23 protein-coding genes and 1 other RNA gene are annotated in these 23,515 nt (G+C 72.2%); 12 read left to right on the plus strand and 12 right to left on the minus strand.

Annotated elements, in window-relative coordinates:
* Window positions 1-62: 62 nt before the first annotated feature.
* Complete coding sequence (locus tag ASC54_RS13060) at window positions 63-1,355, plus strand: SDR family oxidoreductase (RefSeq protein ID WP_055855992.1); 1,293 nt, start codon at window positions 63-65, stop codon at window positions 1,353-1,355.
* A 21-nt stretch (window positions 1,356-1,376) separates the two neighbouring features.
* On the opposite strand, the gene ASC54_RS06835 is transcribed toward ASC54_RS13060, so the two are convergent.
* Window positions 1,377-2,600 carry an MFS transporter gene (locus tag ASC54_RS06835; protein WP_055897566.1) on the minus strand — a complete coding sequence of 408 codons (1,224 nt, stop codon included), beginning with the start codon at window positions 2,598-2,600 and terminating at the stop codon, window positions 1,377-1,379.
* Between the two features lie 59 nt (window positions 2,601-2,659).
* Between ASC54_RS06835 and prfB the strand changes: the two genes are divergently transcribed.
* From prfB to ASC54_RS06860, 5 genes are all read left to right on the plus strand, one after another.
* Entirely contained in the window at window positions 2,660-3,769 is a 1,110-nt protein-coding gene (gene prfB / locus ASC54_RS06840) for a peptide chain release factor 2 (protein WP_055855986.1), read from the plus strand.
* 64 nt (window positions 3,770-3,833) lie between these two features.
* Window positions 3,834-4,583 (plus strand): cell division ATP-binding protein FtsE, encoded by a 750-nt coding sequence (gene ftsE / locus ASC54_RS06845; RefSeq protein WP_055855983.1) that lies wholly within the window; start codon window positions 3,834-3,836, stop codon window positions 4,581-4,583.
* Window positions 4,580-5,494, plus strand: a complete 915-nt coding sequence (gene ftsX / locus ASC54_RS06850; protein WP_055855981.1) for a permease-like cell division protein FtsX — start codon at window positions 4,580-4,582, stop codon at window positions 5,492-5,494. Before ftsE ends, ftsX begins: the two co-directional genes overlap by 4 nt.
* Window positions 5,495-5,575: 81 nt before the next feature.
* The gene (gene smpB / locus ASC54_RS06855; protein ID WP_055855978.1) at window positions 5,576-6,052 is read left to right on the plus strand and encodes an SsrA-binding protein SmpB; all 477 of its coding nucleotides are present in this window, start codon (window positions 5,576-5,578) and stop codon (window positions 6,050-6,052) included.
* A gap of 74 nt (window positions 6,053-6,126) precedes the next feature.
* The gene (locus tag ASC54_RS06860) at window positions 6,127-7,632 is read left to right on the plus strand and encodes an MFS transporter (protein ID WP_082514902.1); all 1,506 of its coding nucleotides are present in this window, start codon (window positions 6,127-6,129) and stop codon (window positions 7,630-7,632) included.
* Here the strand turns inward: ASC54_RS06860 and ASC54_RS06865 are convergent.
* A complete protein-coding gene (locus tag ASC54_RS06865; protein WP_055897569.1) occupies window positions 7,629-8,300 on the minus strand; it encodes an SIMPL domain-containing protein in 672 nt (223 codons plus the stop codon). The genes ASC54_RS06860 and ASC54_RS06865 overlap by 4 nt on opposite strands.
* Window positions 8,301-8,508: 208 nt before the next feature.
* On the opposite strand from ASC54_RS06865, the gene ssrA reads away from it, so the two are divergent.
* Together ssrA and ASC54_RS06870 are read left to right on the plus strand one after the other, a co-directional pair.
* Window positions 8,509-8,880, plus strand: a transfer-messenger RNA (tmRNA) gene (gene ssrA / locus ASC54_RS12615).
* Between the two features lie 61 nt (window positions 8,881-8,941).
* The gene (locus ASC54_RS06870; RefSeq protein ID WP_055855972.1) at window positions 8,942-9,316 is read left to right on the plus strand and encodes a YccF domain-containing protein; all 375 of its coding nucleotides are present in this window, start codon (window positions 8,942-8,944) and stop codon (window positions 9,314-9,316) included.
* 18 nt (window positions 9,317-9,334) lie between these two features.
* Here the strand turns inward: ASC54_RS06870 and ASC54_RS06875 are convergent, their stop codons facing one another.
* The 7 genes from ASC54_RS06875 to ASC54_RS06905 all read right to left on the minus strand — a co-directional run bounded on the left by ASC54_RS06875 (window position 9,335) and on the right by ASC54_RS06905 (window position 17,975).
* A complete protein-coding gene (locus tag ASC54_RS06875) occupies window positions 9,335-11,449 on the minus strand; it encodes a prolyl oligopeptidase family serine peptidase (RefSeq protein ID WP_055897573.1) in 2,115 nt (704 codons plus the stop codon).
* Between the two features lie 85 nt (window positions 11,450-11,534).
* Window positions 11,535-13,013 carry a cation acetate symporter gene (locus ASC54_RS06880; protein WP_055897576.1) on the minus strand — a complete coding sequence of 493 codons (1,479 nt, stop codon included), beginning with the start codon at window positions 13,011-13,013 and terminating at the stop codon, window positions 11,535-11,537.
* A 13-nt stretch (window positions 13,014-13,026) separates the two neighbouring features.
* The gene (locus ASC54_RS06885; protein ID WP_055897579.1) at window positions 13,027-13,440 is read right to left on the minus strand and encodes a hypothetical protein; all 414 of its coding nucleotides are present in this window, start codon (window positions 13,438-13,440) and stop codon (window positions 13,027-13,029) included.
* Window positions 13,437-14,171, minus strand: a complete 735-nt coding sequence (locus tag ASC54_RS06890) for a LytTR family DNA-binding domain-containing protein (protein ID WP_055858971.1) — start codon at window positions 14,169-14,171, stop codon at window positions 13,437-13,439. Before ASC54_RS06890 ends, ASC54_RS06885 begins: the two co-directional genes overlap by 4 nt.
* 26 nt (window positions 14,172-14,197) lie before the next feature.
* The gene (locus ASC54_RS06895; RefSeq protein ID WP_055855960.1) at window positions 14,198-15,424 is read right to left on the minus strand and encodes a sensor histidine kinase; all 1,227 of its coding nucleotides are present in this window, start codon (window positions 15,422-15,424) and stop codon (window positions 14,198-14,200) included.
* A gap of 23 nt (window positions 15,425-15,447) precedes the next feature.
* Window positions 15,448-15,696 carry a YbdD/YjiX family protein gene (locus tag ASC54_RS06900; RefSeq protein ID WP_055858968.1) on the minus strand — a complete coding sequence of 83 codons (249 nt, stop codon included), beginning with the start codon at window positions 15,694-15,696 and terminating at the stop codon, window positions 15,448-15,450.
* Window positions 15,696-17,975, minus strand: a complete 2,280-nt coding sequence (locus ASC54_RS06905) for a carbon starvation CstA family protein (protein ID WP_055855957.1) — start codon at window positions 17,973-17,975, stop codon at window positions 15,696-15,698. Before ASC54_RS06905 ends, ASC54_RS06900 begins: the two co-directional genes overlap by 1 nt.
* A gap of 268 nt (window positions 17,976-18,243) precedes the next feature.
* Here ASC54_RS06905 and ASC54_RS06910 point away from each other — a divergent pair, with 268 nt between their 5' ends.
* From ASC54_RS06910 to ASC54_RS06920, 3 genes are read left to right on the plus strand one after another with little or no spacing between them, the layout of a single operon-like run.
* Window positions 18,244-18,720 carry a hypothetical protein gene (locus ASC54_RS06910; protein WP_156376751.1) on the plus strand — a complete coding sequence of 159 codons (477 nt, stop codon included), beginning with the start codon at window positions 18,244-18,246 and terminating at the stop codon, window positions 18,718-18,720.
* The gene (locus ASC54_RS06915) at window positions 18,714-18,935 is read left to right on the plus strand and encodes a helix-turn-helix transcriptional regulator (protein ID WP_055855951.1); all 222 of its coding nucleotides are present in this window, start codon (window positions 18,714-18,716) and stop codon (window positions 18,933-18,935) included. The genes ASC54_RS06910 and ASC54_RS06915 overlap by 7 nt, the downstream gene beginning before the upstream one ends.
* Window positions 18,936-18,981: 46 nt before the next feature.
* Entirely contained in the window at window positions 18,982-19,995 is a 1,014-nt protein-coding gene (locus ASC54_RS06920; RefSeq protein WP_055897582.1) for an NAD(P)-dependent alcohol dehydrogenase, read from the plus strand.
* A 30-nt stretch (window positions 19,996-20,025) separates the two neighbouring features.
* Here the strand turns inward: ASC54_RS06920 and ASC54_RS06925 are convergent, their stop codons facing one another.
* Window positions 20,026-21,111 (minus strand): maleylacetate reductase, encoded by a 1,086-nt coding sequence (locus ASC54_RS06925; RefSeq protein ID WP_082514967.1) that lies wholly within the window; start codon window positions 21,109-21,111, stop codon window positions 20,026-20,028.
* Window positions 21,112-21,227: 116 nt separating this feature from the next.
* On the opposite strand from ASC54_RS06925, the gene ASC54_RS06930 reads away from it, so the two are divergent.
* Entirely contained in the window at window positions 21,228-22,127 is a 900-nt protein-coding gene (locus ASC54_RS06930) for a dioxygenase (protein WP_055897585.1), read from the plus strand.
* A 10-nt stretch (window positions 22,128-22,137) separates the two neighbouring features.
* Here the strand turns inward: ASC54_RS06930 and ASC54_RS06935 are convergent, their stop codons facing one another.
* Both ASC54_RS06935 and ASC54_RS06940 read right to left on the minus strand, forming a co-directional pair.
* Entirely contained in the window at window positions 22,138-22,650 is a 513-nt protein-coding gene (locus ASC54_RS06935; RefSeq protein WP_055897588.1) for a septum formation family protein, read from the minus strand.
* Between the two features lie 3 nt (window positions 22,651-22,653).
* Window positions 22,654-23,505: an inositol monophosphatase family protein gene (locus tag ASC54_RS06940; RefSeq protein WP_082514904.1), complete on the minus strand. Its 852-nt coding sequence runs from the start codon at window positions 23,503-23,505 to the stop codon at window positions 22,654-22,656.
* Window positions 23,506-23,515: the final 10 nt, after the last annotated feature.

Consider the following 23,515-nt stretch of genomic DNA (forward strand, 5'->3'; position numbering starts at 1 on the left):
CCGTCCGCCCCCCCGAACCGATCGGCGCGCGCCCCCCGGAATGGTGTGGTTAGGTTGCTTCCATGGCTGAACTGGCTGGCTCTTCGATCCTCATCCTCGGCGCGACCGGGGGATTGGGTCGGCACCTCGCTCGACAGCTCGCCGAGGCGGGCGCGAACCTCGTCCTCAGCGGTCGCTCGCAGGAGGCCCTCGACGAGCTCGGCGTCAGCGCGATCTCCATCGCCGGCGACCTGCGCGACCCCGAGCTGCCCCGCACGCTCGTCGCGACCGCCGTCATGGCCTACGGCCGCCTCGACGGCGTCATCAACGCCTCCGGCGTCGTCGCGTTCGGCCCCATCGCCGACACGAGCGACGACGTGCTCGACGAGCTCTGGCAGGTCAACGCCCTCGCCCCCATGCGCATCGTCCGCGCCGCGGCCCCCGCGCTCGCCGAGGCGAAGACCGAGGGCTCCACGCCCTTCATCGTCAACTTCAGCGGGCTCGTGAGCGAGTCGCCCACGTCCGGCCTCGGCGCCTACTCCGCGGTGAAGTCGGCGCTCGCCGTCTACCAGCAGGTCGCCGCCCGCGAGCTGCGCCGGCAGGGCATCCGTGTTCTGGATGCCCGTCCCGGCCACACCGAGACCGAGCTCTCCCGGCACCCCATCGCCGGCGATGCCCCCAAGCTCCCCACGGGCTACGAGCCCGAGGGCGTCGCGCGACGCGTCATCGCCGCGATCGTCACCGACGAGAAGGACCTCCCCTCGAGCGCCTTCACCGAGGTACCGGCCGCCGAGTCCGAGATGATCCCCGTCGAGCCCGCCGATGTGAACACCGGTGCGCACCCCGCCGTGCGCATGGCCGCGCAGATGCCGCTCGAGGCATCCGCTCCCGTGAACAGCTCGTCGGAGCCCTCCTCCGCGACGGAGACCGGCGCCGCCGAGGGCGAGCAGGCCGCTCCCGAACCGGCCGCCGACGACCAGCCCACGCTCGAGCAGCCCGCCGCCGAGCAGGCGAGCAGCGCGCCGGCTGACAGTCCCGCATCCGTCGACAGCGCCGCGTCCGTCGACAGCGCCGCGTCCGTCGGGAGCCCCGCGTCGGTGGAGAGCGCCGATTCGGCGGAGAGCGCAGAGTCCGTGCCCAGCCCGCCGACGGGGGAGGACGACGACTCCGAGGTCATCCACGCCGAGGCCGTCGAGTACGTCGCCCCCGAGCCGTTCGTCGAGCCGGGCCACGAGGGAGAGTCGTCCGATGCCCCGCAGGAGGGCGAGGCCCACGAGCCGCACGACGGCGAGCAGCACGAGCAGCACGACGGCGAGCAGCACGACGGCGAGCAGCACGACGAGGGCCAGCAGCCCGAGCACGCCGAGCACCGCTGAGCCGGACGGCCAGCGCCCGCCTCAGCCCTCATCGCGCGGCAGCTGGCGCGGGATGTAGCGGGCGAGCAGCACCGCTCCGCCGAGCCCGACGACGCCGAGGGCGGCCGCAGCGACGGAGAGGCTCGCGACGGCGGTGATCGCCGACAGCAGCAGCGGGGCCGACGCGCCCCCGGCATCCATCGTGAACCGCCACGCGCTGAGGAACGGCGCAGGGTTCTCGCGGCCCGCGAGGTCGGAGCCCATCGTCATCACGACGCCGGCGCCGATGCCGTTCGCGAGCGACAGCCACAGCGCGACCGCGACGAACCAGGCGACGGGGTCGGAGCTCCCCGCCGAGAGAGCCAGGCCGATGAGCCCGAGCCCGAGGCCGATCATCGAGGGCACCGCGGTGTAGAGGCGGCCGAAGCGGTCCATGAGCCAGCCGCCGAGGTAGAACAGGGCGAAGTCGACGCCGCCCGCGACGCCGATGATGAGCGCCGTCTCGCCGCCGCCGAGTCCGATGCTCGCCGCCCACAGGGGCAGGATCACCTGCCGCGCCGACCGCGTCGCCGCGATGGTGAGCGCGCCGACGCCGAGGCGCGCGAGCACCGAGCGTCGCGCCGCGATGGTGCGGAACACGGCCCCGAGCCCGAGCTCGGCCCCCTCGGGCGTCGAGCGGTGGTGGAGCATGCCCTCCGGGTCGGGCAGCAGCAGGATGCTCGCCGCGACGACCGCGCACATCACGAGCGAGAACCACAGCACCGAGGTGAGCTCCCCGGTCAGGGCGATGACGCCCGCCGCGACGAACGGACCGATGAGCAGGCCGAGCCGGAAGGACCCGCCGAGGGTCGAGAGCGCCCGAGCGCGGAAGGCGGCGGGGACCACGCTCGTGAGCAGCGCGTGGCGCGCGAGACCGAAGACGGCGGCCGCGAAGCCGATCATCGCCATGGCTGCGCCGAGAGCGACGGCGTTCGGGGCGATGATCGCGAGCAGCACGCCCGTCGCCGCGAGCGCCGAGGCCCCGAGCATCGTCGCGCGCTCGCCGAGGCGGCCGACGATCCAGCCGGCGGGGATGTCGCCGAGCAGGACTCCGACGACGACCATCCCGGCGACGAGCCCCGCGCCGGCGAGGTCGGCGCCGACGCGCCCGGCGAGGGCCGGGATGACGGGGAGGATGGCGCCCTCGCCGATGACGAAGAGCGTCGACGGCACGAACACGGGTGCGGCCATCGTCCTCCAGCGGAAGGCGGGCTCGTCGGTCGACATCTCGAGCCCGATGCTACGCCCGCTTCCGCCCGCGTCCCCGCGGGTAGGCTGGGTGCGACATGATCGAACTCGACATCGCCGAGCGCATCGCCGCCGCCCGCTCCACCTTCCGCGACATCAAGTCGGTCGTCAACGTCGAGGGCCTCGCGGCCGCCGTCGCCGAGCTGAGCGAGCAGGCGAGCGCCCCCGACCTCTGGGACGACACCGAGAAGGCGCAGAAGATCACGAGCGCCCTCAGCCACCGCCAGACCGAGCTGCGCCGCATCACCGAGCTCGAGCAGCGCCTCGACGACCTCGACGTCCTGCTCGAGATGGCGAAGGAGGCCGACGACGAGGACGCGACGGCCGAGGTCGCGAGCGAGCTCGACGCGATCGAGAAGACCCTCGGCGACATGGAGGTGCAGACCCTCCTCGACGGCGAGTACGACGACCGCCCTGCCGTCGTCACGATCCGCTCCGGCGCGGGCGGCGTCGACGCCGCCGACTTCGCCGAGATGCTCATGCGCATGTACCTGCGCTGGGCCGAGAAGCACGGCTACTCCGCGACCGTCATGGACACCTCCTACGCGGAGGAGGCCGGCATCAAGAGCGCCACCTTCCAGATCGACGCGCCCTACGCCTTCGGCACGCTCAGCGTCGAGGCCGGCACGCACCGCCTCGTGCGCATGAGCCCGTTCGGCGCCGCCGGAAAGAGGCAGACGAGCTTCGCCGCGGTCGAGGTCATCCCCCTCATGGAGGAGACCGCCGAGATCGACATCCCCGAGTCGGACATCCGCGTCGACGTCTTCCGCTCCTCCGGGCCCGGCGGTCAGAGCGTCAACACGACCGACTCGGCCGTCCGCATCACCCACCTCCCGACGGGGACCGTGGTGTCGATGCAGAACGAGAAGAGCCAGATCCAGAACCGGGCCGCCGCGATGCGCGTCCTCCAGTCGCGCCTGCTGCTCATCCAGAAGGAGCAGGAGGCGGCCACGAAGAAGGAGCTCGCCGGCACGATCACGGCGAGCTGGGGCGACCAGATGCGCTCGTACGTGCTCGCGCCCTACCAGATGGTGAAGGACCTGCGCACCGAGTACGAGGAGGGCAACCCCTCGAAGGTGTTCGACGGCGACCTCGACGGCTTCATCGCCGCGGGCATCAAGTGGCGCAAGCGCCCGCAGGACGACTAGGAGCCCTCCCGCTTCCGGGTGTCGCTCCTCGCGGCCTCGTGGCCCCGGCCTAGGCTGACGCGCGATGATTCGATTCGACGAGGTCACCAAGGTCTACCGCGGAACCGCGAAGCCGGCGCTCAACAGCGTCAGCCTCGAGGTGCTCAGCGGCGAGTTCGTCTTCATGGTCGGCGCCTCCGGCTCCGGCAAGTCGAGCATGCTGCGCCTCGTGCTGAAGGAGGACCGCCCCTCCTCGGGCTCGATCCACGTCCTCGGCCAGGATCTGAACCGCATCTCCAGCCGGAAGATCCCGTACTTCCGCCGCAACCTCGGCGTCGTCTTCCAGGACTTCCGGCTCCTGCCGAACAAGACCGTCTTCGCGAACGTCGCCTTCACCCTGCAGGTGATCGGCAAGAGCAAGGGCTTCATCCACGAGGCCGTCCCCGACGTCCTCGCGATGGTCGGGCTCGAGGGCAAGGCAGAGCGCTTCCCGCACGAGCTCTCCGGCGGCGAGCAGCAGCGCGTCGCGATCGCGCGCGCCGTCGTCAACAAGCCGTCCATCCTCCTCGCGGACGAGCCGACCGGAAACCTCGACCCCACGACGAGCATGGGCATCATGACGCTCCTCGAGCGCATCAACGCCAACGGGACGACCGTGCTCATGGCGACCCACGACGCCGGCATCGTCGACCGCCTCCAGCGCCGCGTCGTCGAGCTCGTCGGCGGCCGCGTCGTGCGCGACGAGCGCGGGGGCGGCTACGTGACGCAGGCGATCCCGCAGGTGCAGCCCGACATCGTCATCCCCGCCGCCGGCCCGAGGGAGGGGCTGCGATGAGGCTCGCGCTCGTCCTGAGCGAGGTCGGCCAGGGCCTCCGCCGCAACCTCTCGATGGTCGTCTCCGTCGTGCTCGTGACGTTCATCTCGCTCACCTTCGTCGGAACCGCGATCCTCCTGCAGGCGCAGATCAACCAGATGAAGTCGTACTGGTACGACCGCGCCCAGGTGGCCGTCTACTTCTGCACGGACTTCTCGAGCGTCGGCACATGCGATCAGACCGCTGCGACGCCCGAGCAGGTCGCCGCCGTCGAGGCGCAGCTCGAGTCGGAGACCCTCGCGCCCTTCATCGACGCGTACTACTTCGAGGACCGCCAGCAGGCGTTCGAGAACTTCCAGGACCAGTTCGAGGGCAACGCGATCGCCTCCCTCGTCACGCCCGAGCTCATGACCGAGGCGTACTGGGTGAACCTCGTCGACCCGACCCAGAGCCAGATCCTGGCGGATGCCCTCTCCGGGCTCGCGGGCGTCGAGAGCGTCGTCGACCAGCGCTCCTACCTCGACCAGATCTTCGACATCCTCAACGCCTCCAGCTTCACCGCGATCGGGATCGCTGCGCTCATGCTCGTCGCGGCCGCCCTCCTGATCGCCACGACCATCCGGCTCTCGGCGTTCTCGCGGCGGCGCGAGCTCGGCATCATGCGGCTCGTGGGCGCCTCGAACCGGTTCATCCAGACGCCGTTCGTGATCGAGGGCGTCGTCGCGGCGCTCATCGGCTCGGTGCTCGCCGCCGGCGCGATGGTCGCGATCGTGCAGTTCTTCGTCCAGGGCTATCTCTCCGAGACCCTGCCCCAGACTTCCTTCGTCGGGCTCGACGACGCGCTGCTCGTCGTCCCCGTCCTGCTCGGGGTCGGCGCGCTGCTCGCGGCCCTGTCGGCGAACGTCGCCATCTCGCGCTACCTGCGCGTGTAGCGCGCGACCCTCGCCGGGTATGCTGGAGGGCTGCGCCGCACCCGCGGTGAGCATCCGACAGCCGAACCGGAGGTGATGGCAATGCCCAAGGAGCAGGGTCGCAAGGTCGTCGCCACCAATCGCAAGGCGCGCCACGACTACACGATCGAGGACACGTTCGAGGCCGGTCTCGTGCTGAGCGGCACCGAGGTCAAGTCGCTGCGCATGGGCCGCGCGAGCCTCGTCGACGGCTACGGGTTCATCGACGGCGGCGAGGCGTGGCTCGACGCCGTGCACATCCCCGAGTACTCGCAGGGCACGTGGACGAACCACCCGCCGCGCCGCAAGCGGAAGATGCTGCTGCACAAGGCGCAGATCATCAAGATCAGCCAGAAGACGAAGGAGGGCGGCTACACGCTCGTCCCTCTCAGCATCTACTTCAGCGACGGCCGCGCGAAGGTCGAGCTCGCCGTCGCGAAGGGCAAGCGCGAGTACGACAAGCGCCACGCGCTGCGCGAGCGGCAGGACAAGCGCGAGGCCGAGCGCGCGATGTCGAGCCGTAAGAACCTCGGCGACTGAGCCGGCGCGAGCGGTGCGGCTCCTGGCCGCTCCCTGAGCGTCGGGCCCGAGAGGCGGGCGTAGGCTCGACGCTCGTGACCGCACGATCCGACGCCCCCGCTCCCGCAGACGCATCCGAGACCGGCGGTGAGGCGGTCGGGGCGGATGGCGTGAGCGAGCGCACCCGCTGGCAGGCCTTCGCGGTCGCGGTCGCCGTCGCCTCGCTCACGATCCTCGACCTGTCGAAGGTCAACGTGGGAATCCCCGCCATCGAGCAGGCGTTCGGAGCGGGCCCCACGCAGATCCAGCTCATCGTCGCCGGCTACGTGCTCGCCTTCGGCATCGTGCTCGTCCCCTCCGGCCGGTTCGGCGACCTGCACTCGCGGCGGCGCATGTTCCTCGTCGGCCTCGTCGTGTTCCTCATCGCGAGCCTGCTGTGCGCGATCGCGCCGACCGTCGAGCTGCTCGCCGCCTCGCGCATACTGCAGGGGGTCTCGGCGGGTCTGCTCATGCCGCAGGTGCTCGGGCTCACCCAGCAGCTCTTCACGGGCGCCGCGCGCGGGCGCGCCTTCGGCATCTTCGGCGCCGTCATCGGGCTCTCGACGGCCTTCGGGCCGACGCTCGGCGGCCTGCTCATCGGCGTCGGCGGGCCCGAGCTCGGCTGGCGCCTCATCTTCTGGATGAACGTGCCGCTCGTCATCGGCCTCTTCCCCTTCGCGTACAGGCTCCTGCCCCGCACGCAGCCCGACGCGCACGGCCCGCGCGACCTCGACCTGTTCGGCACCGCGCTGCTCGGCGGCACGGTGCTGAGCCTCATGCTGCCGTTCGTGCTCACGACCGGCTCGCCCGATGACGACCCCGCCCGCTGGTGGTGGCTCGCGGCCTTCGTCGTGCTCGCCGCCGCGTTCGTCGCATGGGAGCGCCGCTACACCTCCCGCGGTCGCGCTGCGATCGTCGACTTCGCGCTCTTCCGCATCGGCGCGTACCGCAACGGCACGCTCATCGCGACGACCTACTTCGCCGCCCTCCCGGCCACCTTCCTCACCCTCTCGCTCTTCCTGCAGTTCGGCCTCGCCCTCGAGCCGGTCTACGCGGGCATGGTGACGATCCCGTTCGCCCTCGCCTCCGCCGTCACATCCTGGTACAGCGGCCGCGTCGCGACGACGATCGGCCGCCCCGTCGTCGTCTGGGGCCTCCTCGGCGTCGTCGCGGGCCTCGCGGGCACGATCGCGTCGGCGTTCCTGCTCCCCGCAGGCGTCTCTCCGTGGGCGATCGCGGGCTTCATGGCGCTCGCCGGCGCGGGCGGCGGCGCCGTCATCGCCCCCAACCAGACGTTGACCCTGGCGGATGTCCCGCTCACCTCCGCGGGCGTCGCCGGCTCCATCGGGCAGGTCGGCCAGCGCGCCGGCACTGCGGTCGGCATCGCGGCGGCCACCGCCGCCTTCTACGCCACGATCTACGCCGAGGAGGGGATGGGCGGCCGGGTCGACATCTACCAGGACGCCTTCCTGCACGCGGCCCTCGTCATCCTCGGCTTCGTCGGCGCCGCGCTGGCGCTCGCGCTGCTCGACCTGCGGGAGCGACGCACCGGCTCGCTCTAGCGGGCGACGAACCTGGCGTCGACGGCGACCTCGACCACGATCGGTTCGGGGCGAAGCGAGAAGGCGCCGCCCCGGGCATCCGACGCCATCATCGCGACGCGCTCCATGCGCGGCTGCGGGCCGCTGCCGGCGCCCGGGTCGCCGAGCATGCCGGGGTCGGCGAGGGCGACGGCGTGGACGCTGCCGAGCCCGATGCTCTGCGCGTAGATCGTCGCCTTCGTCACGGCGTCCTTCACGGCGCGCGAGCGCACCTCGGTGAGCACCGACGTGCGACGGCCCTCCGTGAGCGACCACTCGAGGCCGTCGATCATCGCGAGCTCCTCCGCGGCGATCGCCTCGACGAGCTCGGGCAGGGCGTCGAGACCGGTGATGGTCGCGCGGCCCGAGACCGCGGCGCGGTGCACGATCGGGGCGACGGAGCCGTCGTTCGTCCAGGGGCGCCCCGCGGTGACCGAGACGCGGTCGGCCGACCACGCCGACACGGGCCCGGCCGTCGCGTCGTGACGGTCGGCGATCGCGGCGCTCACCCGGTCGAGCGCCGCCGTGACGCGCTCGACCGCGTCGGTGCGGTCGGGGCCGTCGGCGGCGATCGTGAAGCTCAGGATGCTGCGCTCGGGGGAGTACTCGGCGCGAGCCGTGCCCTGCACGGTGATGACGGTCTCGGTCACGGGCTCCTCCTCGATGCGGCCGCACCCGCCTCTGGGCGGAACGTCAGCGGTGAGCTATACTGTAGGGCTGCGCCATCACCGGCGCTCGATGCGCTCCCGAGGCCACTCGGGCCGCGCTTCACAACTCCACAGCGCGTGATGACGACCCACCTCAGCACCCCGACACCGCCTCGTGCCCCGCACGATTCGGAGGGGTGAGGTGACGCACGGGGATGATCGGTTTCGACATTGCCTGCGAAACGATGAGAAGCGGGTCGAGGATGCAGGGTTATCTCGTAAACGATCTCTGCAAACAACAGGTGCCAATGCTAAGCGCACCGACTTCGCTCTCGCCGCCTAAGGCAGAGTAGATAAGTCCGTCAGCCCGGGTTCGCCTCCGCCCCGGTCGCTGGCGTCATCAAGGAGGCTCGCTGCGTGCCTGCGTCTCAGGTGCACGCGGGACTTTCACTGAGGCTGGGCTCGTCGACCTAGGGGTCTGCAACAAAGGTCGGAGCCGAGCAGAACGTCTCAGCAGACTACGCCCGTAGAAGGCATCGGATCACAGCAGTGGACGGGGGTTCGATTCCCCCCATCTCCACCACTGGTCGTCATCACGCGCTGTGCGAGTTCGCCACCGCCCCTCGAGACGGATCGAGTCCGCCATGCGCACGCTCCTCAACATCATCTGGCTCGTGCTCTCGGGCTTCTGGCTCTTCCTGGGCTACGCGTTCGCCGCACTCATCATGGTCGTGCTCATCGTCACGATCCCGTGGGGGATCGCCGCGTGGCGCATCGGCGTCTACTCGCTCTGGCCGTTCGGCAAGGACGTCGTCGACCGTCCGACCGCCGGCGTCGGCTCGGCGATCGGCAACGTCGTCTGGGTCGTCCTCGCCGGCTGGTGGCTCGCGCTCGGGCACATCGCCTCGGCGCTCGCGCTCGCCATCACGATCATCGGTCTGCCCTTCGCGTGGGCGAACCTGAAGATGGTGCCCATCGCGCTCCTGCCGCTCGGCAAGCAGATCGTCGACCAGCCCTAGCCGAGCATCCGCCCGGCGTCAGCCGATGTTCGCCGGCCGGGCCCACTCCTCGCCGAGGACGTGCTGGTCGAGGAAGGCGAACACGGTCTCGTACCAGACGATCGCGTGCTGGGGTTTGAGCACCCAGTGGTTCTCGTCCGGGAAGTACAGGAAGCGGTGCACGGTCGAGCCGTCGTCCTCCGCGTGGCGGGCGTTGAGCTCCGACCACAGCCGCAGGCTCTCGCCGATCGGCACGCGGTAGTCGCGGTCGCCGTGGATCACGAGCATCGGCGTCACGATGTCGTCGATCGCGTGGTGCGGCGAGTTCTCCGCGAGTCCCTTCTCGTCGAAGATGCTCATCCAGTACGCCGAGTTGTCGGTCGTGCCGCCGAACTGGTCGAGCGCCCACAGGCTCGCGTGGCTCACGGTCGCGCGGAAGCGGTCGGTGTGCCCCGCGACCCAGTTGGCCATGTAGCCGCCGAACGAGCCGCCCATCGCCGCCGTGCGGGTCTCGTCGATCTCGGGGCGCTGCTCGACCGCGTCGGTGATCGCCAGGAGGTCGGTGTACGGCTTCTGCCCCCAGGAGTTCCAGCCTCGGGCGATGAACTCGAGCCCGTAGCCGGTCGACAGCGCCGGGTCGGGCAGCAGCACCGCGTAGCCGTGCGCGACGGCGAGCTGCGGCGCCCAGCGCCAGCTCCAGGCGTTCCAGCTGTTGAGCGGCCCGCCGTGGATCCACAGCAGCAGCGGGGCGGGGCTCTCTGCCGAGGCCCCCTCGGGCGTCAGCAGCCAGCCGCGCACGCGCGCGCCGTCCTCCGCCGTCGTCTCGACCTCGACCATGTCGCCCACGGGGGCGGGCGGCGCGGCGGGGGTCGCGAGCTCGGTCACGTCTCCGGTGCGGGCATCGATGCGCACGGGATGCGGGGGCGACTGCCACGAGGATCGCAGCGCGATCACGTCGCCGGTCCGCGCATCCACGCTCAGGCTCGCGTACGCGAAGTGATCGTCGACGAGGCGGACCACGGGGCCGCCGTCGAGCGGGGCGCGGAAGACGGGACCGCGTCCGTCGTGGTCGGCAGAGACGATGAGCGACTCGCCGTCGGGGGCGAAGAGGAACTCGGCCGGCCAGTGATCCCAGTCGGCGGCGATTCGGCGCGGGTTCGCGCCGTCGAGGTCGGAGACCCAGAGCTCGTGGTCGCTCGGGCCCGCCGGGGTGCTCACGGGCACGCGCAGGTAGGCCATGCGCGTGCCGTCGTGGCTGATCGTCGGGAACTCGTACTGCACGCCCTCCTCGCCGTGGACGGTGCGGCGCTCGCCGGTCGCGACGTCGATCGCGACGAGCTCGTAGCGGGCGAGGCCGCGGCGCGGCAGTCGCACCGCGGCGATGAGCGTGCGGCCGTCGGGCGTGAGCGCCTGGCCGGCGGTGTCCGCGGTGCGGCCCGGCGTCGGGGTCAGATCGCGCGGGCGGGGGAGGTGCGCGGGGTACGGGGTCGGGGTGGCGTCGGCGCTGTCGGGCGCGACGCCCGCGTCGGCGGCCTCCGGCGACCGGTCGGGCAGCGCGTCGACGAGTGCGTCGAGGTCGAGCGCGAGGAGGTGCGGCTCGGCGGGGCCGAGATCGTGGTCCCAGTACCGCACGGGGTAGCTCTCGTGCAGGATCGCCTGGACCTTGCGCTTCTTCCGCTCGGCGCGGGCCGCGGCGTCGTCCTCGAACGAGCCGGAGCTCGGCAGCAGGTCGGCGGCGATGACGACCGTGTCGCTCGCGAGCGCGGTCGCCGCGACCCCGCTCACGCCGCCCGCGAGCCGGGTGATCGGGCGGGCCTCGCCGCCGGGCGCGGGCAGCAGCCAGAGCTGCGCCGACTCGTCCTCCCCGTCGGCGTCGGCGTCGGGCCGGCCGGAGACGAAGAGCGCGTCGCCGGAGGCCGTGAAGGCGACGCCCGACTCGCCCTTCGCCGAGCGGGTCAGGCGACGCGGGGTGCCGCCGCCCTGCGCGGGGACCTCCCAGAGCGCCCGCTCGTAGCGCGTGCGGTCGGAGGAGAGCGAGGCGACGGTGAGCACGACCCGCTCGCCGTCGGGCGAGAGGGCGACGCCGTCCACGCGCGGGAGCGCGATGTAGGCGTCGAGCGAGTGGAAGGGAGTCGAGGGCGTCGCGTCGGTCATGCCCTCGACGCTACCGAGCCCGACTGGGCGGCGTCGCCGAGCGCTCGCACGAGCATCCGTTCTCGCTGGGGGCGGGTCCGGCGGCTCAGCCCGCCGCGAGCTCTCCCCGCGACCGCTCGGGCGAGTGCAGGCGGCTGAGGATGCGGTCCGCGCTCACCGGCGTGCGGCCGTCCACGAGCGACACGATGACGCACGTGAGCGTCGCGGCCGAGATCGTCCAGAGACCGGGCTGCTCGAGCAGGGTCGAGAGCGGGCCCGCGGCGGATCCGAGAGCGGCCGACCCGATGAGGGCGGCACCGCACAGACCGGCTCCGACGAGCATTCCCGCGATCGCCCCGCGCGCGGTGAGGCGCCGCCACCAGATGCCGAGCAGGATGATCGGCGACAGCGCCGAGGCGGCGAACACGAACACCGTGCCGACCGAGGTCACGAGCCCCTGCGGGGCGGTCGCGAGGGCGACGAGGAGCGGCACGAGCGTGCAGAACACGGCCGCCCACCGGAACGAGGTGACGGTGCCGTGGAAGAGGTCCTGGCTGACGGCGCTCGAGAGCGAGACGATGAGGCCCGAGGACGTGCCGAGGAATGCGGCGAGTGCTCCCGCGACGACGAGGGCGGTGAGCAGGTCGCCGGCCGGGCCCGGGATCAGCCGCGACGGCAGCTGCAGCGCGACGGTGTCGGCCACACCGGGCGCGGCGAGGTCGGGCGCGGCGATACGAGCGATGAGCCCGATCGTGCTGGAGGCGATGTAGAAGACGCTGATCAGCACGATCACGCCGACGGTCGTCCAACGGGCCGAGCCGCCGGTCGGGCTCGTGTAGAAGCGGACGAGGACGTGCGGGAGCCCGACGGTGCCGAGCAGCAGCGCGATGAGCAGCGAGGTCGTCGCGTAGGCGTCCAGACCTGCCGGCCCTTGATCCTGCGGGAAGACGAGCGCCGGATCGATCGCGGGCTCCGTGCCGCTGAGGGTGATCGCGAAGAAGATGGCGGGCACCGCGAGCGCGGCGAGCTTGAGCCAGAACAGGAACGCCTGGACGAAGGTGATCGAGCGCATGCCGCCGGCCGCGACCGAGCCGCCGACGACGACCGCGACCGTCACGGCGCCGACCCAGGGCGGGATGTCCGCGACGACCGTGAGCGCGAGCGATGCCCCGTGCAGCTGGGGCACGATGTACAGCCAGCCGATGATGAGCACGAGCGCGCTCGTCAGGCGCCGCGCGGCGAGCGAGTCGAGGCGGGCGTGGATGAAGTCGGGGATCGTGTACGCGCCGCTGCGCCGGAGCGGCGCGGCGACGAGCATGAGCACGAGCAGGTAGCCCGCGGCGTAGCCGATCGGGAACCAGAACGCGTCCGATCCTGACAGCAGCACGAGCCCCGAGAGGCCGAGGAAGGTGCCGGCCGAGAGGTACTCGCCGCTGATGGCGGAGGCGTTCCAGACCGGTCGCACGGTGCGGGAGGCGACGAAGAAGTCGCTCGTCGTGCGCGAGATGCGCAGCCCCCAGATGCCGATGATCGCCGTCACGACGACGACCCCGACGATCGCGCCGATCGAGAGGGCCGCGCTCATCGGGCCGCTCCGCTCACTCGGGCTCCACGAGCTGCGCGAACCGGCCCTCGAGCCGCTGGCAGGCGAGGGTGTAGCCGACAGCCCAGACGATCATGAGCGGGTAGAAGCCGTAGGCGTGGATCAGCCACGTGAGCGGCACGCCCCCGAGCGCGATCTCGTCCAGCAGCGGGATCCGGCTCATCACGACGGTGACGAGCACGAGCGCGATCGCGAACGAGACGAGGCACATGATCGCGAGCCGGCCGTGGGCGCGCATGAGGCTTCGCGTGAAGAGCGTCTCGGCCTCCCCGACCGCCCATCGACCGGTGCGCGGGGGCGGCTCGGTGCGCGCGCTCGCCGCATCGACCGAGGTGACGCGCTCGCGCACCGGTCGCGTCCCGGCGCGACGGCGATCCCCGGCGGAGCCCGTGGACCCGAGCTCGGTCATCGCCCGGCCTCGCGCGGCCGCAGCATCGCCTCGCGCACGATCGGGATCGAGCGCCGGCTCACGGGGACCTCCTCGCCGGCGACCGTGAGCGTCGGATGCGCGCCCACGAGCCTCACCGCGGTGATCGCGTCGCGCAGCACGAGGTACGAGCGGTGCACGCGGATGAACCCGGCGTCGTGCCAGCGCTGCTCGAGCTCGGAGATCGGCTCGCGGATGAGGTGGCTCTCGGTCTCCGTGACCAGCCGCGAGTAGTCGCCCTGCGCCTGCACCCAGCGCACGTCGCTGCGGTGCACCACGCGCATCGCGTTGCCCACCCGGACGGGGATGCTCTCGTCGGGCGGGGCGTCCGGGCCGAGGGGGCTGTCGCGCAGCGCGAGGATGCGGCCGACCGCGCGCTGCAGCCGCTCGCGCCGGATGGGCTTGAGGATGAAGTCGACGGCCTGCACGTCGAAGGCCTCGATCGCCCCGGCCTCGTCGGCGGTCACGAAAACGATCGCGGGCGGCTCGGCGAACCGCGAGACCGCGCGCGCCAGGTCGAAACCGGAGAGCCCTGGCATGTGGATGTCGAGGAAGGCGGCGTCGACCTCGCGCTCGGCCAGCAGCCGCAGGGCCTCCGAGCCCGTCGCGGCGCGCAGGATCTCGCGCACCCGCGGGTCCGCCCGCAGCATCGACTCGAGCTCGTCGAGCACGCGCCGCTCGTCGTCGGCGATGAGCACGTCGATCGCGCGCATCGGCTCGCCGGTCTCCGGGCGGGCCGTCACGGGCCCGCCGGCCTCTCGGTCTCGTTGAAGGGCTGCGACTTCGGGATGCGCATCCTCACCATCGTCCCGGCCCCCTCGTTGGTCTCGATCACGAGCGCGTGGTCGTCGCCGTAGATGCTCCGCACGCGGGCGTCGACGTTCCGCAGCCCGATGTGGTCGGTGCGCTCGGACTCCGTGAGCAGCTGCCGCAGGGCCGAGGGCCGCATGCCGACGCCGTCGTCGTCGACCGTGATCTCGGTGTGGGTGCCGTCGTCGCGAGCGGCGATGACGACGGTGCCTCCGGCCTCGCGCGGCTCGAGACCGTGACGGATGGCGTTCTCGACGAGCGGCTGCAGGCTCAGGAAGGGGATCACGGTGGCGAGCGTCTCGGGTTCGATGCGCAGCGTGACGCTCAGGCGCTCCTCGAAGCGGGCGCGCTCGAGCTCGACGTACGAGTGGACGCTCGTGAGCTCGTCGGCGAGCGTCGTGAACTCGCCCTGCGAGCGCAGCGTGTACCGGATGAAGTCGGCGAAGTCGAGCAGCAGGTCGCGCGCCCGCTCGGCATCCGTGCTCGTGTAGGAGGCGATGACGCTGAGCGCGTTGTAGATGAAGTGGGGGCTGATCTGGGCGCGCAGCGCCCGCAGCTCGGCCTCGGCGAGGGCGGCGCGCGAGGTCTCCAGCTCGCCGAGCTCGATCTGCGCGCCGCACCACGCGGCGACCTCCGTCGTCGCGCGGACGAGGGGGGCGTGCACCCGCGTCGCGAAGGCCACGATCGCACCGACCACGCGGCCGTTGACGATGACGGGCGCCCCGACGGCCTGGGGGGAGCCTCCCTCGTCGTCTCCGATCGACCCGCGCGGAGCATCCGCCCCTGATGACCGGGTCGACAGCAGCTGCCGCTGGCCCGTCTCGATGACGCTCGCCGCGACCCGCGCCGCGACCGGCGCGAGGTCGCCGCGGCCGTCGAGGGCGACGACGCCGTCCCGATCGGCGACGGCGATGGCCTCGCTGCCGAGGAGGGTGCGCAGGTAGCGGCCCGCGCGATGCGCGCCCTCGCCGTCGAGCCCGCCGCGCAGGTGCACGGCCGCGCGCGAGGCGAGCGAGAGCGTGCGGAACGTCGCGCGCTCGGCGTCGCTGCCGAGGTCGCCGCCGCCTCGGGCGTGCCGCCGGATCAGCTGCGCGAGCAGCGTGACGGCGATGCCGAGAGCGAAGGCGGCGACGGCGAGGAGCGCGGCGTCAGGCATCGGCGCTCCTCGTCACGTCGTCGTCAGCAGCAGCGGGCCCCGGGGTTCTGGTCCTGCTCGTCCATTCTGCCCCGCCAGAACTCCCGCTCGGTCATCGGGGCGACATCCGCTCCGTGCGTGGCGGCGTGATGATCGAGGTACGTGCGGTAGGCGGTGTCGCCCATGAGCTCGCGCATGTACCAGGTGACGGCTCGTCCGGCGCGCCCGAGGACGGCGGCGCCTGCCCGGACCGAGAGAGTCCGGGCAGGGCGCCGTGATTCGGTCGCGGTCATCAGTGCCTGGCCGACGAGGGCCGTGTGGCGGCGGGCAGCTGCGCCCACCGGCGCTCGAGCTCGCGCTCGGCCCTCGTGGCGAAGAAGCCCTCCGGCGCGTACCGGCGCGAGGCGACCGGGGCGTCCTCGTGGCTCTCGCCGCCGCCGGCGCGGATGGCGCGGACCGTCACGATGAGCGAGGTGATGACGACGATGATCGCGAGCGTCACGAACACGATCGACAGGATGCCCTGCACCATCGTGTTCCGCACGACCGCCTCCATCGCCTCGACCGTCGGGGCCGTGCCGAACGAGGTCTCTCCCGCCTCGAGCGCTCCGCGGAACGCGAAGTGGTTCGCCCAGTAGCCCACCTGGGGCACGGGGGAGAAGATCTTGAAGGCCGACGCGGTGATCGTCACGACCGCGGCGAAGGCGAGCGGCACGCCGATGATCCACAGCCAGCGCACGTAGCCCGGCCCGCGCTTGGCGACGATCGCGAGCACGACCGCGAGCGCGATGACCGCGAGCAGTTGGTTCGCGATGCCGAACAGCGGGAAGAACGTGTTGATGCCGCCGAGCGGATCCGTGACGCCGAGGATCAGGATCCAGCCCCAGCCCGCGACCATGAGGGCCGTCGTGATCCACACGCCGGGGCGCCACCCCGTGTCCTTGAACCTCGGGAGGACGTTGCCGATCGAGTCCTGCAGCATGAAGCGGGCCACGCGCGTGCCGGCGTCGACCGCGGTGAGGATGAACAGCGCCTCGAACATGATCGCGAAGTGGTACCAGAAGCCCGCGAGCGCGGCGCCGCCGAAGAGCTGCTGCATGATGTTCGCGATGCCGAGCGCGAGGGTCGGCGCGCCGCCCGTGCGGGAGACGATCGACTCCTCGCCGACGGCCGCCGCCGTGCTCGTGAGCATGTCGGGCGTGAGGTTCACGCCCATCAGACCGAGCGAGTTGACGAAGGCGACCGCGCCCTCGACCGTGCCGCCGGTGGCGGCCCCGGAGGAGTTCATCGCGAAGTAGATCCCGCGGTCGAGCGAGAGCGCGGCGACGAGCGCCATGATCGCCACGAAGGACTCCATGAGCATGCCGCCGTAGCCGATGAAGCGCGTCTGGCGCTCCTTCTCGATGAGCTTCGGCGTCGTGCCCGAGGCGATGAGCGCGTGGAAGCCGGAGAGGGCGCCGCACGCGATCGTGACGAACAGGAACGGGAACAGCGTGCCGGAGACGACCGGGCCGAGCTCGCCGCCGGCGAACTCGCTGAGCGCGGGGACCGAGATCTCGGGCCGCACGAGGACGACGGCGCCGGCGAGCATGACGATGACGCCGATCTTCATGAACGTCGAGAGGTAGTCGCGCGGGGCGAGCAGCAGCCAGACGGGCAGGATGGCGGCGACGAAGCCGTAGATGATGATGCCCCACGCGATCGTCGTGCGGTCGAGCGTGAAGAGCTCGATGCCCCACGGCGTCTCGGCGACCCAGCCGCCGGCGATGATCGCGGCCATGAGCAGCACGAAGCCGATGATCGAGACCTCGGAGATCTTCCCCGGGCGCAGGTAGCGCAGGTAGACGCCCATGAAGAGGGCGATCGGGATGGTCATCGCGACGCTGAAGACGCCCCACGGGCTCTCGCCGAGCGCGTTGACGACGACGAGCGCGAGGATCGCGATGATGATGAGCATGATGAGCAGCGAGGCGAGGATCGCCGCGGTGCCGCCGACGCGGCCGAGCTCGTCGCGGGCCATCTGGCCGATCGTGCGACCGCCGCGGCGCATCGAGAAGAACAGCACGAGGTAGTCCTGGACCGCGCCGGCGAGCAGCACGCCGACGATGATCCAGATCGTGCCGGGCAGGTAGCCCATCTGCGCGGCGAGGACGGGGCCGACGAGCGGGCCGGCGCCGGCGATCGCGGCGAAGTGGTGGCCGTAGAGCACACGGCGGTCGGTCGGCACGTAGTCCTTGCCGTCGGCGCGCACCTCGGCGGGCGTGGCCCGCCGGTCGTCGGGGCGCGTGATGTAGCGCTCGATGACCTTCGAGTAGAAGCGGTAGCCGATGAGGTAGGTGCAGACGGCGGCGAACACGAACCAGAGCGCGTTGACGGTCTCGCCGCGCACGATTGCGATCATGGTCCACGAGATGCCGCCGAGCAGCGCGATCGCCGCCCAGACCAGGATCTTCGGCAGGGTCCACCGGGTCTCGCGCTCCGCGGCGGGCAGCTCGGTGGGGGGAAGGGCCGGGTCGGGCTCGGGGCCGTCGGGCCGGGCCTCGACGGTCGATCCGGGTGGCTGTGACGTCATTGTGCTCCTCCAGGGGGTCGCATCGTTGCGTGTGGTCACCCTAGGAAGGGGCGCCGGCGCGCGCATGGCCCTGCCGACGGGCGGCTGTTCGGTGCGACGAACGGCGGATCCGTGCGACGAACAGCGAGCCGAGCTGCGCCTTCGACGCGCCTGCGCCGCGCGGGCGAGCGGGGCGCCGGTGAGGGGGCGCGCGCCGGAACCGTCACCCGCCGCATCCTGGCTGTGTAAAAAATCATTGACAGGATGTCCGTTGCGCTTTACCTTGAGCGTGTCAGGAATTCTTGACATCCGCATCGATCGACCAGAAGGAGACCCCGTGGCGCAGGAGGAGAAGGTGGCCTGGATCGGCCTCGTCGTCGGCATCGTGACGGGCGTCGTCTACGGCGTCGTGCTCGCCGCCCGCGCGGCCGGCGGGCCGCTCGTCGAGGCGCCCTACGTCGACGCGATGCTCTGGAGCATCGGCATCGGCATCATCGTGACGGCCGTCGTGACGATCGTCGTCGCCATCCTGACCCGTCGGGACGGCCAGGGGACCGACGTCCGCGACCGGCAGATCAGCGCCCGCGCCGAGCACACCGCGCGCGCCGTGCTCGTGATCGGAGCCCTCGCAGCCCTCGTGCTCGCGATGCTCGAGGCCGACCACTTCTGGATCGCCCACGCGCTCTTCCTCGGCTTCTACGCCTCCGCGGTGCTCGAGGGCATCACGAAGGTCGCCCTCTACCGCGGGGGAGTGCCCGCGTGGTGAAGCCCACTCGCGTGGAGAACCGCATCCGCGCCCTCCGCTTCGCCCACGGCGAGCTGACGCAGGCCGATCTCGCCGAGCGCATCGGCGTCACCCGCCAGACCGTCATCGCCATCGAGCAGGGCAAGTACTCGCCCTCGCTCGAGGTCGCCTTCCAGATCGCCCGCGTCTTCGGGGTCCCGCTCGACGACGTGTTCCAGTATCCGGACGGCGCGTGAGCGCCGCATCCGCCCCCGCGCCCGACCGATGAGACGAGAGACCACCATGACCACGATGACGACGCCCGCGACCATGCGGGCCCTGCTGCAGAGCGGCTACGGCGGCGTCGAGATGCTGCGACTCGATCAGGCGCCGGCGCCCGCACCGCGCGCCGGTCGCGTGCTCGTGCGCGTCGAGGCCGCGAGCCCCGACTCGGGCACGATCCACCTGCTGACCGGGCGGCCGACGCTCGTCCGCCCCTTCCTCGGGCTGCGCCGGCCCCGACAGCCGATCCCCGGCCTCGCGTTCGCGGGGCGCATCGAAGCGCTGCCGCTCGGCGCGACGCCCGAGCAGGTCGGGTTCGCCGTCGGAGATCGCGTCGCCGGGTCGGCGCCCGCGGCGTTCGCCGAGCTCGTGCTCGCGACGCCGCGGAAGCTCGCGCGCATCCCCGACGCGGTGTCGTCGACCGACGCCGCCGCGCTGCCGATCTCCGCCGTCACCGCCCTGCAGGCCGTCCGCGATGCCGCTCGCGTCGGCGCGGGGCAGAAGGCGCTCGTCATCGGCGCGGGGGGCGGAGTCGGGGCGTACCTCGTGCAGCTCGCCGTTCTCGCGGGCGCCCGCGTCACGGGCGTCGCGAGCGGGGGGAAGGCCGCCTTCGTCCGCTCTCTCGGCGCCGAGCGCACGATCGACTACCGCACCGATCCCGGGCCCGAGGGCTGGGGGCGCTTCGACGTCGTCATCGACACGGCCGACGGCCGCGACCTGCCGGTGCTGCGCCGACTGCTGACCGAGCGCGGCACGCTCGCGATCGTCGGCGCCGATCACGTCGGCGGGCCCGTGCTCGACGGGCTCGACCGGCAGTTCCGCGCTGCGCTGCTCGACCCGTGGGTGCGGCACCGCCTCGTGATGGTCATGCAGAAGGAGTCCGGCGCCGATCTCGCGATCCTGCTCGATCACCTCGCGGCAGGGCGGATGTCCGCGGCCGTCGACGAGGTCGTCCCCCTCGAGCGCGCCCTCGGAGCGATCGACCGGCTCCGGCGGCGCGAGGTGCGCGGCAAGGTCGTCATCGCGCTCGGCTGACCGGGGCCGGACGAGCCCGGCCGGGAGCGCTCAGCCCGAGAAGGCTCCGGTGAGGATCGCCTCGACGTCGGCGCGGTCGACCGGGCGGGGGTTCGCGATCGGCAGCCGGCCCGCCACGAGGTCGATCGCCTCGGTCAGCTGCTCGCGCGTGAGACCGAGCTCGGCGAGCCCGCGCGGAGCGCCGATCGCGCTCGCGAGGTCGCGCAGTCCCGCGACGGCGTCGTCCGCTCCGAGCGCGCGCGCCATCATCGCCGCCGACTCGGGGGCGGCGACGGCGTTGAACGCGAGGACATGTGGCAGGACCACGGCGTGCGTCTGCGCGTGCGGCAGGTCGAACGCGCCGCCGAGCGCGTGGCAGATCTTGTGGTGGAGGCCCGAGCCGGCTGTCGCGAAAGCCATCCCCGCGAGGAAGGAGCCGTAGAGGAGTCGCTCACGGGCGGCGGCGGTGTCGGTCCCGGCATCCGCCGCAGAGGCGCCGCTCGCCCGCTCGGTGCCCGCGAGGCCGCGCAGGCCCTCCGCGAGAGCCTGGACCCCGTCGGTCGCGATGAGCCGGACGATCGGGTTCGAGGCCTCCGTCCAGTAGGCCTCGACGCAGTGCGCCATGGCGTTGAGCCCCGAGGCGACCGCGAGGTCGACGGGCAGGGTCGCGACGAGGTCGCTGTCGTAGACGACGGTTGCGGGCAGCACCCGTCGGTCGACCCCGGTCTCCTTCCGCGCCGCAGTCGTCATGCCCCACATGGGCGTCATCTCGCTGCCGGCGTACGTCGTCGGCACGGCGATGATGGGCAGCTCCGTGGTGAGCGCGACGATCTTCGCGGTGCCGGTCGTCGATCCGCCCCCGATCGAGACGAGGCCGTCGACGCGGTGGTCGACGGCCATCCGTCGCGCCTCGGCCGCCACGGAGTCGGGCACGTGCGGACGCACCCCGGTGAAGCGGACGGCGACGCGATCGCGCCACGGCGCGAGGAGCTCGTCGACGAGCGCCGTGTCGCGATCCGACGCGATCACCATGAGGCGCTCGGCGCCGAGCGCCTCGACCTCGGCCGCGAGCGAGGTCCGGCTCGAGCCCGCGCCGAAGATCACGCGGTGAGGCAGCGATGCGTAGCGGAACTCCACGGCGCGAGCATATCCGCGCGGCGGCATCGCGACGATGCCCGCGCGGTCGCGGGAGAGCGCATCGTCTGCCATCCTGACGCGAGGAGCGCAGCGCTGCGCCCGGAGGGGAGCCCGCGGTGGTCGATGAGCCGGAGGCCGCGCTGCGGGCCGAGCGCGAGGAGCACCTCACCCGGGAGGTCGAGGCGAGCTTCGAGGCGACCCCCGACGAACGGCTGAGAGCCGTCATGCAGGCGCTCACCCGCCACCTGCATGCGTTCGCGCGCGAGGTCCGGCTCACCGCACCGGAGTGGGAGGCCGCGATCGCCTTCCTCACCCGAGCGGGGAGCATCACCGACGACCGCCGTCAGGAGTTCATCCTGCTGAGCGACGTGCTCGGGCTCTCCATGCTCACGGTGGGCATGAACGCGCCCGTGACGGCGGAAGCCACGGAGTCGACCGTGTTCGGGCCCTTCTTCGTGAACGGCAGCCCCGAGATCGCGCTCGGCGACGACATCGCCGAGGGAGTCCCCGGTCGACCGTGCCACGTCGCCGGTCGCGTCACGAGCACCACGGGCGCCCCGATCGCCGGCGCGCGCGTCGAGGTGTGGGGCGCCGACGAGGACGGCTTCTACGACGTGCAGTACGAGGGCGACCTCGTGCAGGCCCGCGCGCACCTCTTCACCGACGGCGACGGGCGCTACGACTTCTGGACGGTGCAGCCCGCCGCCTATCCCATCCCGCACGATGGGCCGGTCGGCGATCTGCTCGCCGCGACCCGGCGCTCGCACATGAGGCCCGCGCACATCCACTTCATGGTGAGCGCGCCCGAGCACGCGACGCTCATCACCCACATCTTCGTCGCGGGCGACGAGTGGCTCGATCGCGACGCCGTCTTCGGCGTGACGGAGAGCCTCGTCATCGACTTCGCGCAGCACGACCGCGGCGAGGCGCCGGGGCGCATGATCGACGGGCCGTGGAGCTCGGCGCGCTTCGACATCGTCCTCGCGCCGAGAGAGGGCGCCGAATCGAGACCCTAGCGCCGGATTCTCAGCTCGACGAGCCCTCGAGGCTGCCCGTCACGGGGCCGGCCGGGTCGTAGATCACGCAGAGGATCTCGCGATCGCCCTGCGCCCAGCTGCCCTCGGTCGGGAAGTAGTAGCTGAAGTCGTAGGGCGACTCGTCGTAGCTCGCGCCGACGAACGACTCGAACCCGGTCAGGCACTCGGCATCGGCGCGCTCGAGGATGGCGTCCTCGCCGGGGTAGTCGTCCTCCGACATGATCACCGAGGCGTACACCTCGCTGTCGTGCGGCTCGTCGCACGGCGTCGTCGGAACGGTCTCGACCTGCTCGGTGGCCTCGGCGTCGTTGAGGCAGTCGCCGACCTGGATGGTGAACACGTCGGTCGAGTCGTTGCCCTCGATGACCTGGCCCTCGGTGTCGCGCTCGGCCTCCCCTCCTCCCGTGAACTGCGAGAGGAAGGCGCACCCGGATAGCGCGGCGGTCGCCGACACGAGTGCGAGCGCTGCGAGGGCTCGGCGGAACGGGGTGGACGCGGACATGGGCTACTCCTCTTCGTCGGGGGCGAGCGCGATCTCGTCGGATGCGTCGTCGCGGGCGACGAGCGCGAGCACAGCATCGTGCAGGTGGCCGTTGGTGGCCAGGGCGCTGCCGTGCCACGGCCCCGGTGCGCCATCGACCGAGGTGAAGCGGCCGCCCGCCTCCTCGACGATCGGCTGCAGGGCGGCCATGTCGTAGGGCTGCAGGTCGAACTCGCCCGCCACGTCGATGACGCCCTCGGCGACGAGCATGTACGACCACATGTCGCCGATGGCGCGCGAGCGCCAGGCGGCGCGCGTCAGCGCGAGGAGGCCGTCGAGGCGGCCCTCGTCGTCCCACCCGGGCAGGCTGTTGTATGAGATCGAGGCGTCGGCGAGATCGCGCACGCCGCTCACGCGCAGCGGGCGGGCATCCGTCTCAGGGGCGGGGCCCGTGCGCAGCACGAAGGCGCCGAGACCGCTCGCGCCCCACCAGCGGCGCTCGAGAGCCGGCGAGCTCACGACGCCGACGACGGGCACGCCCTCGATCGCGAGCGCGATGAGGGTGCCCCAGATGGGCATGCCGCGCAGGAAGTTGGCGGTGCCGTCGATGGGATCGATGATCCACTGGCGGCGGGCGCCCTCGCCCGTGCCCGTCGCGGTGCCGTACTCCTCGCCGAGGATGCCGTCCTCGGGTCGCGCCGCTGCGAGGCCCTCGCGGATGACCCGCTCGACGGCCCGATCGGCGTCGGTCACGGGGGTGCGGTCGGGCTTCGTCGTCACCTTGAGGTCGACGGCGCGGAAGCGGTCGAACGAGACGGCGTCGGCCCGCTCGGCGAGCTCGAGCGCGAGCGCCAGATCGGCGGCGAGGTCGGTCACGGCTCTCACA

This window comes from Yonghaparkia sp. Root332 (assembly GCF_001425665.1).
Taxonomy (GTDB): Bacteria; Actinomycetota; Actinomycetes; order Actinomycetales; family Microbacteriaceae; genus Microcella.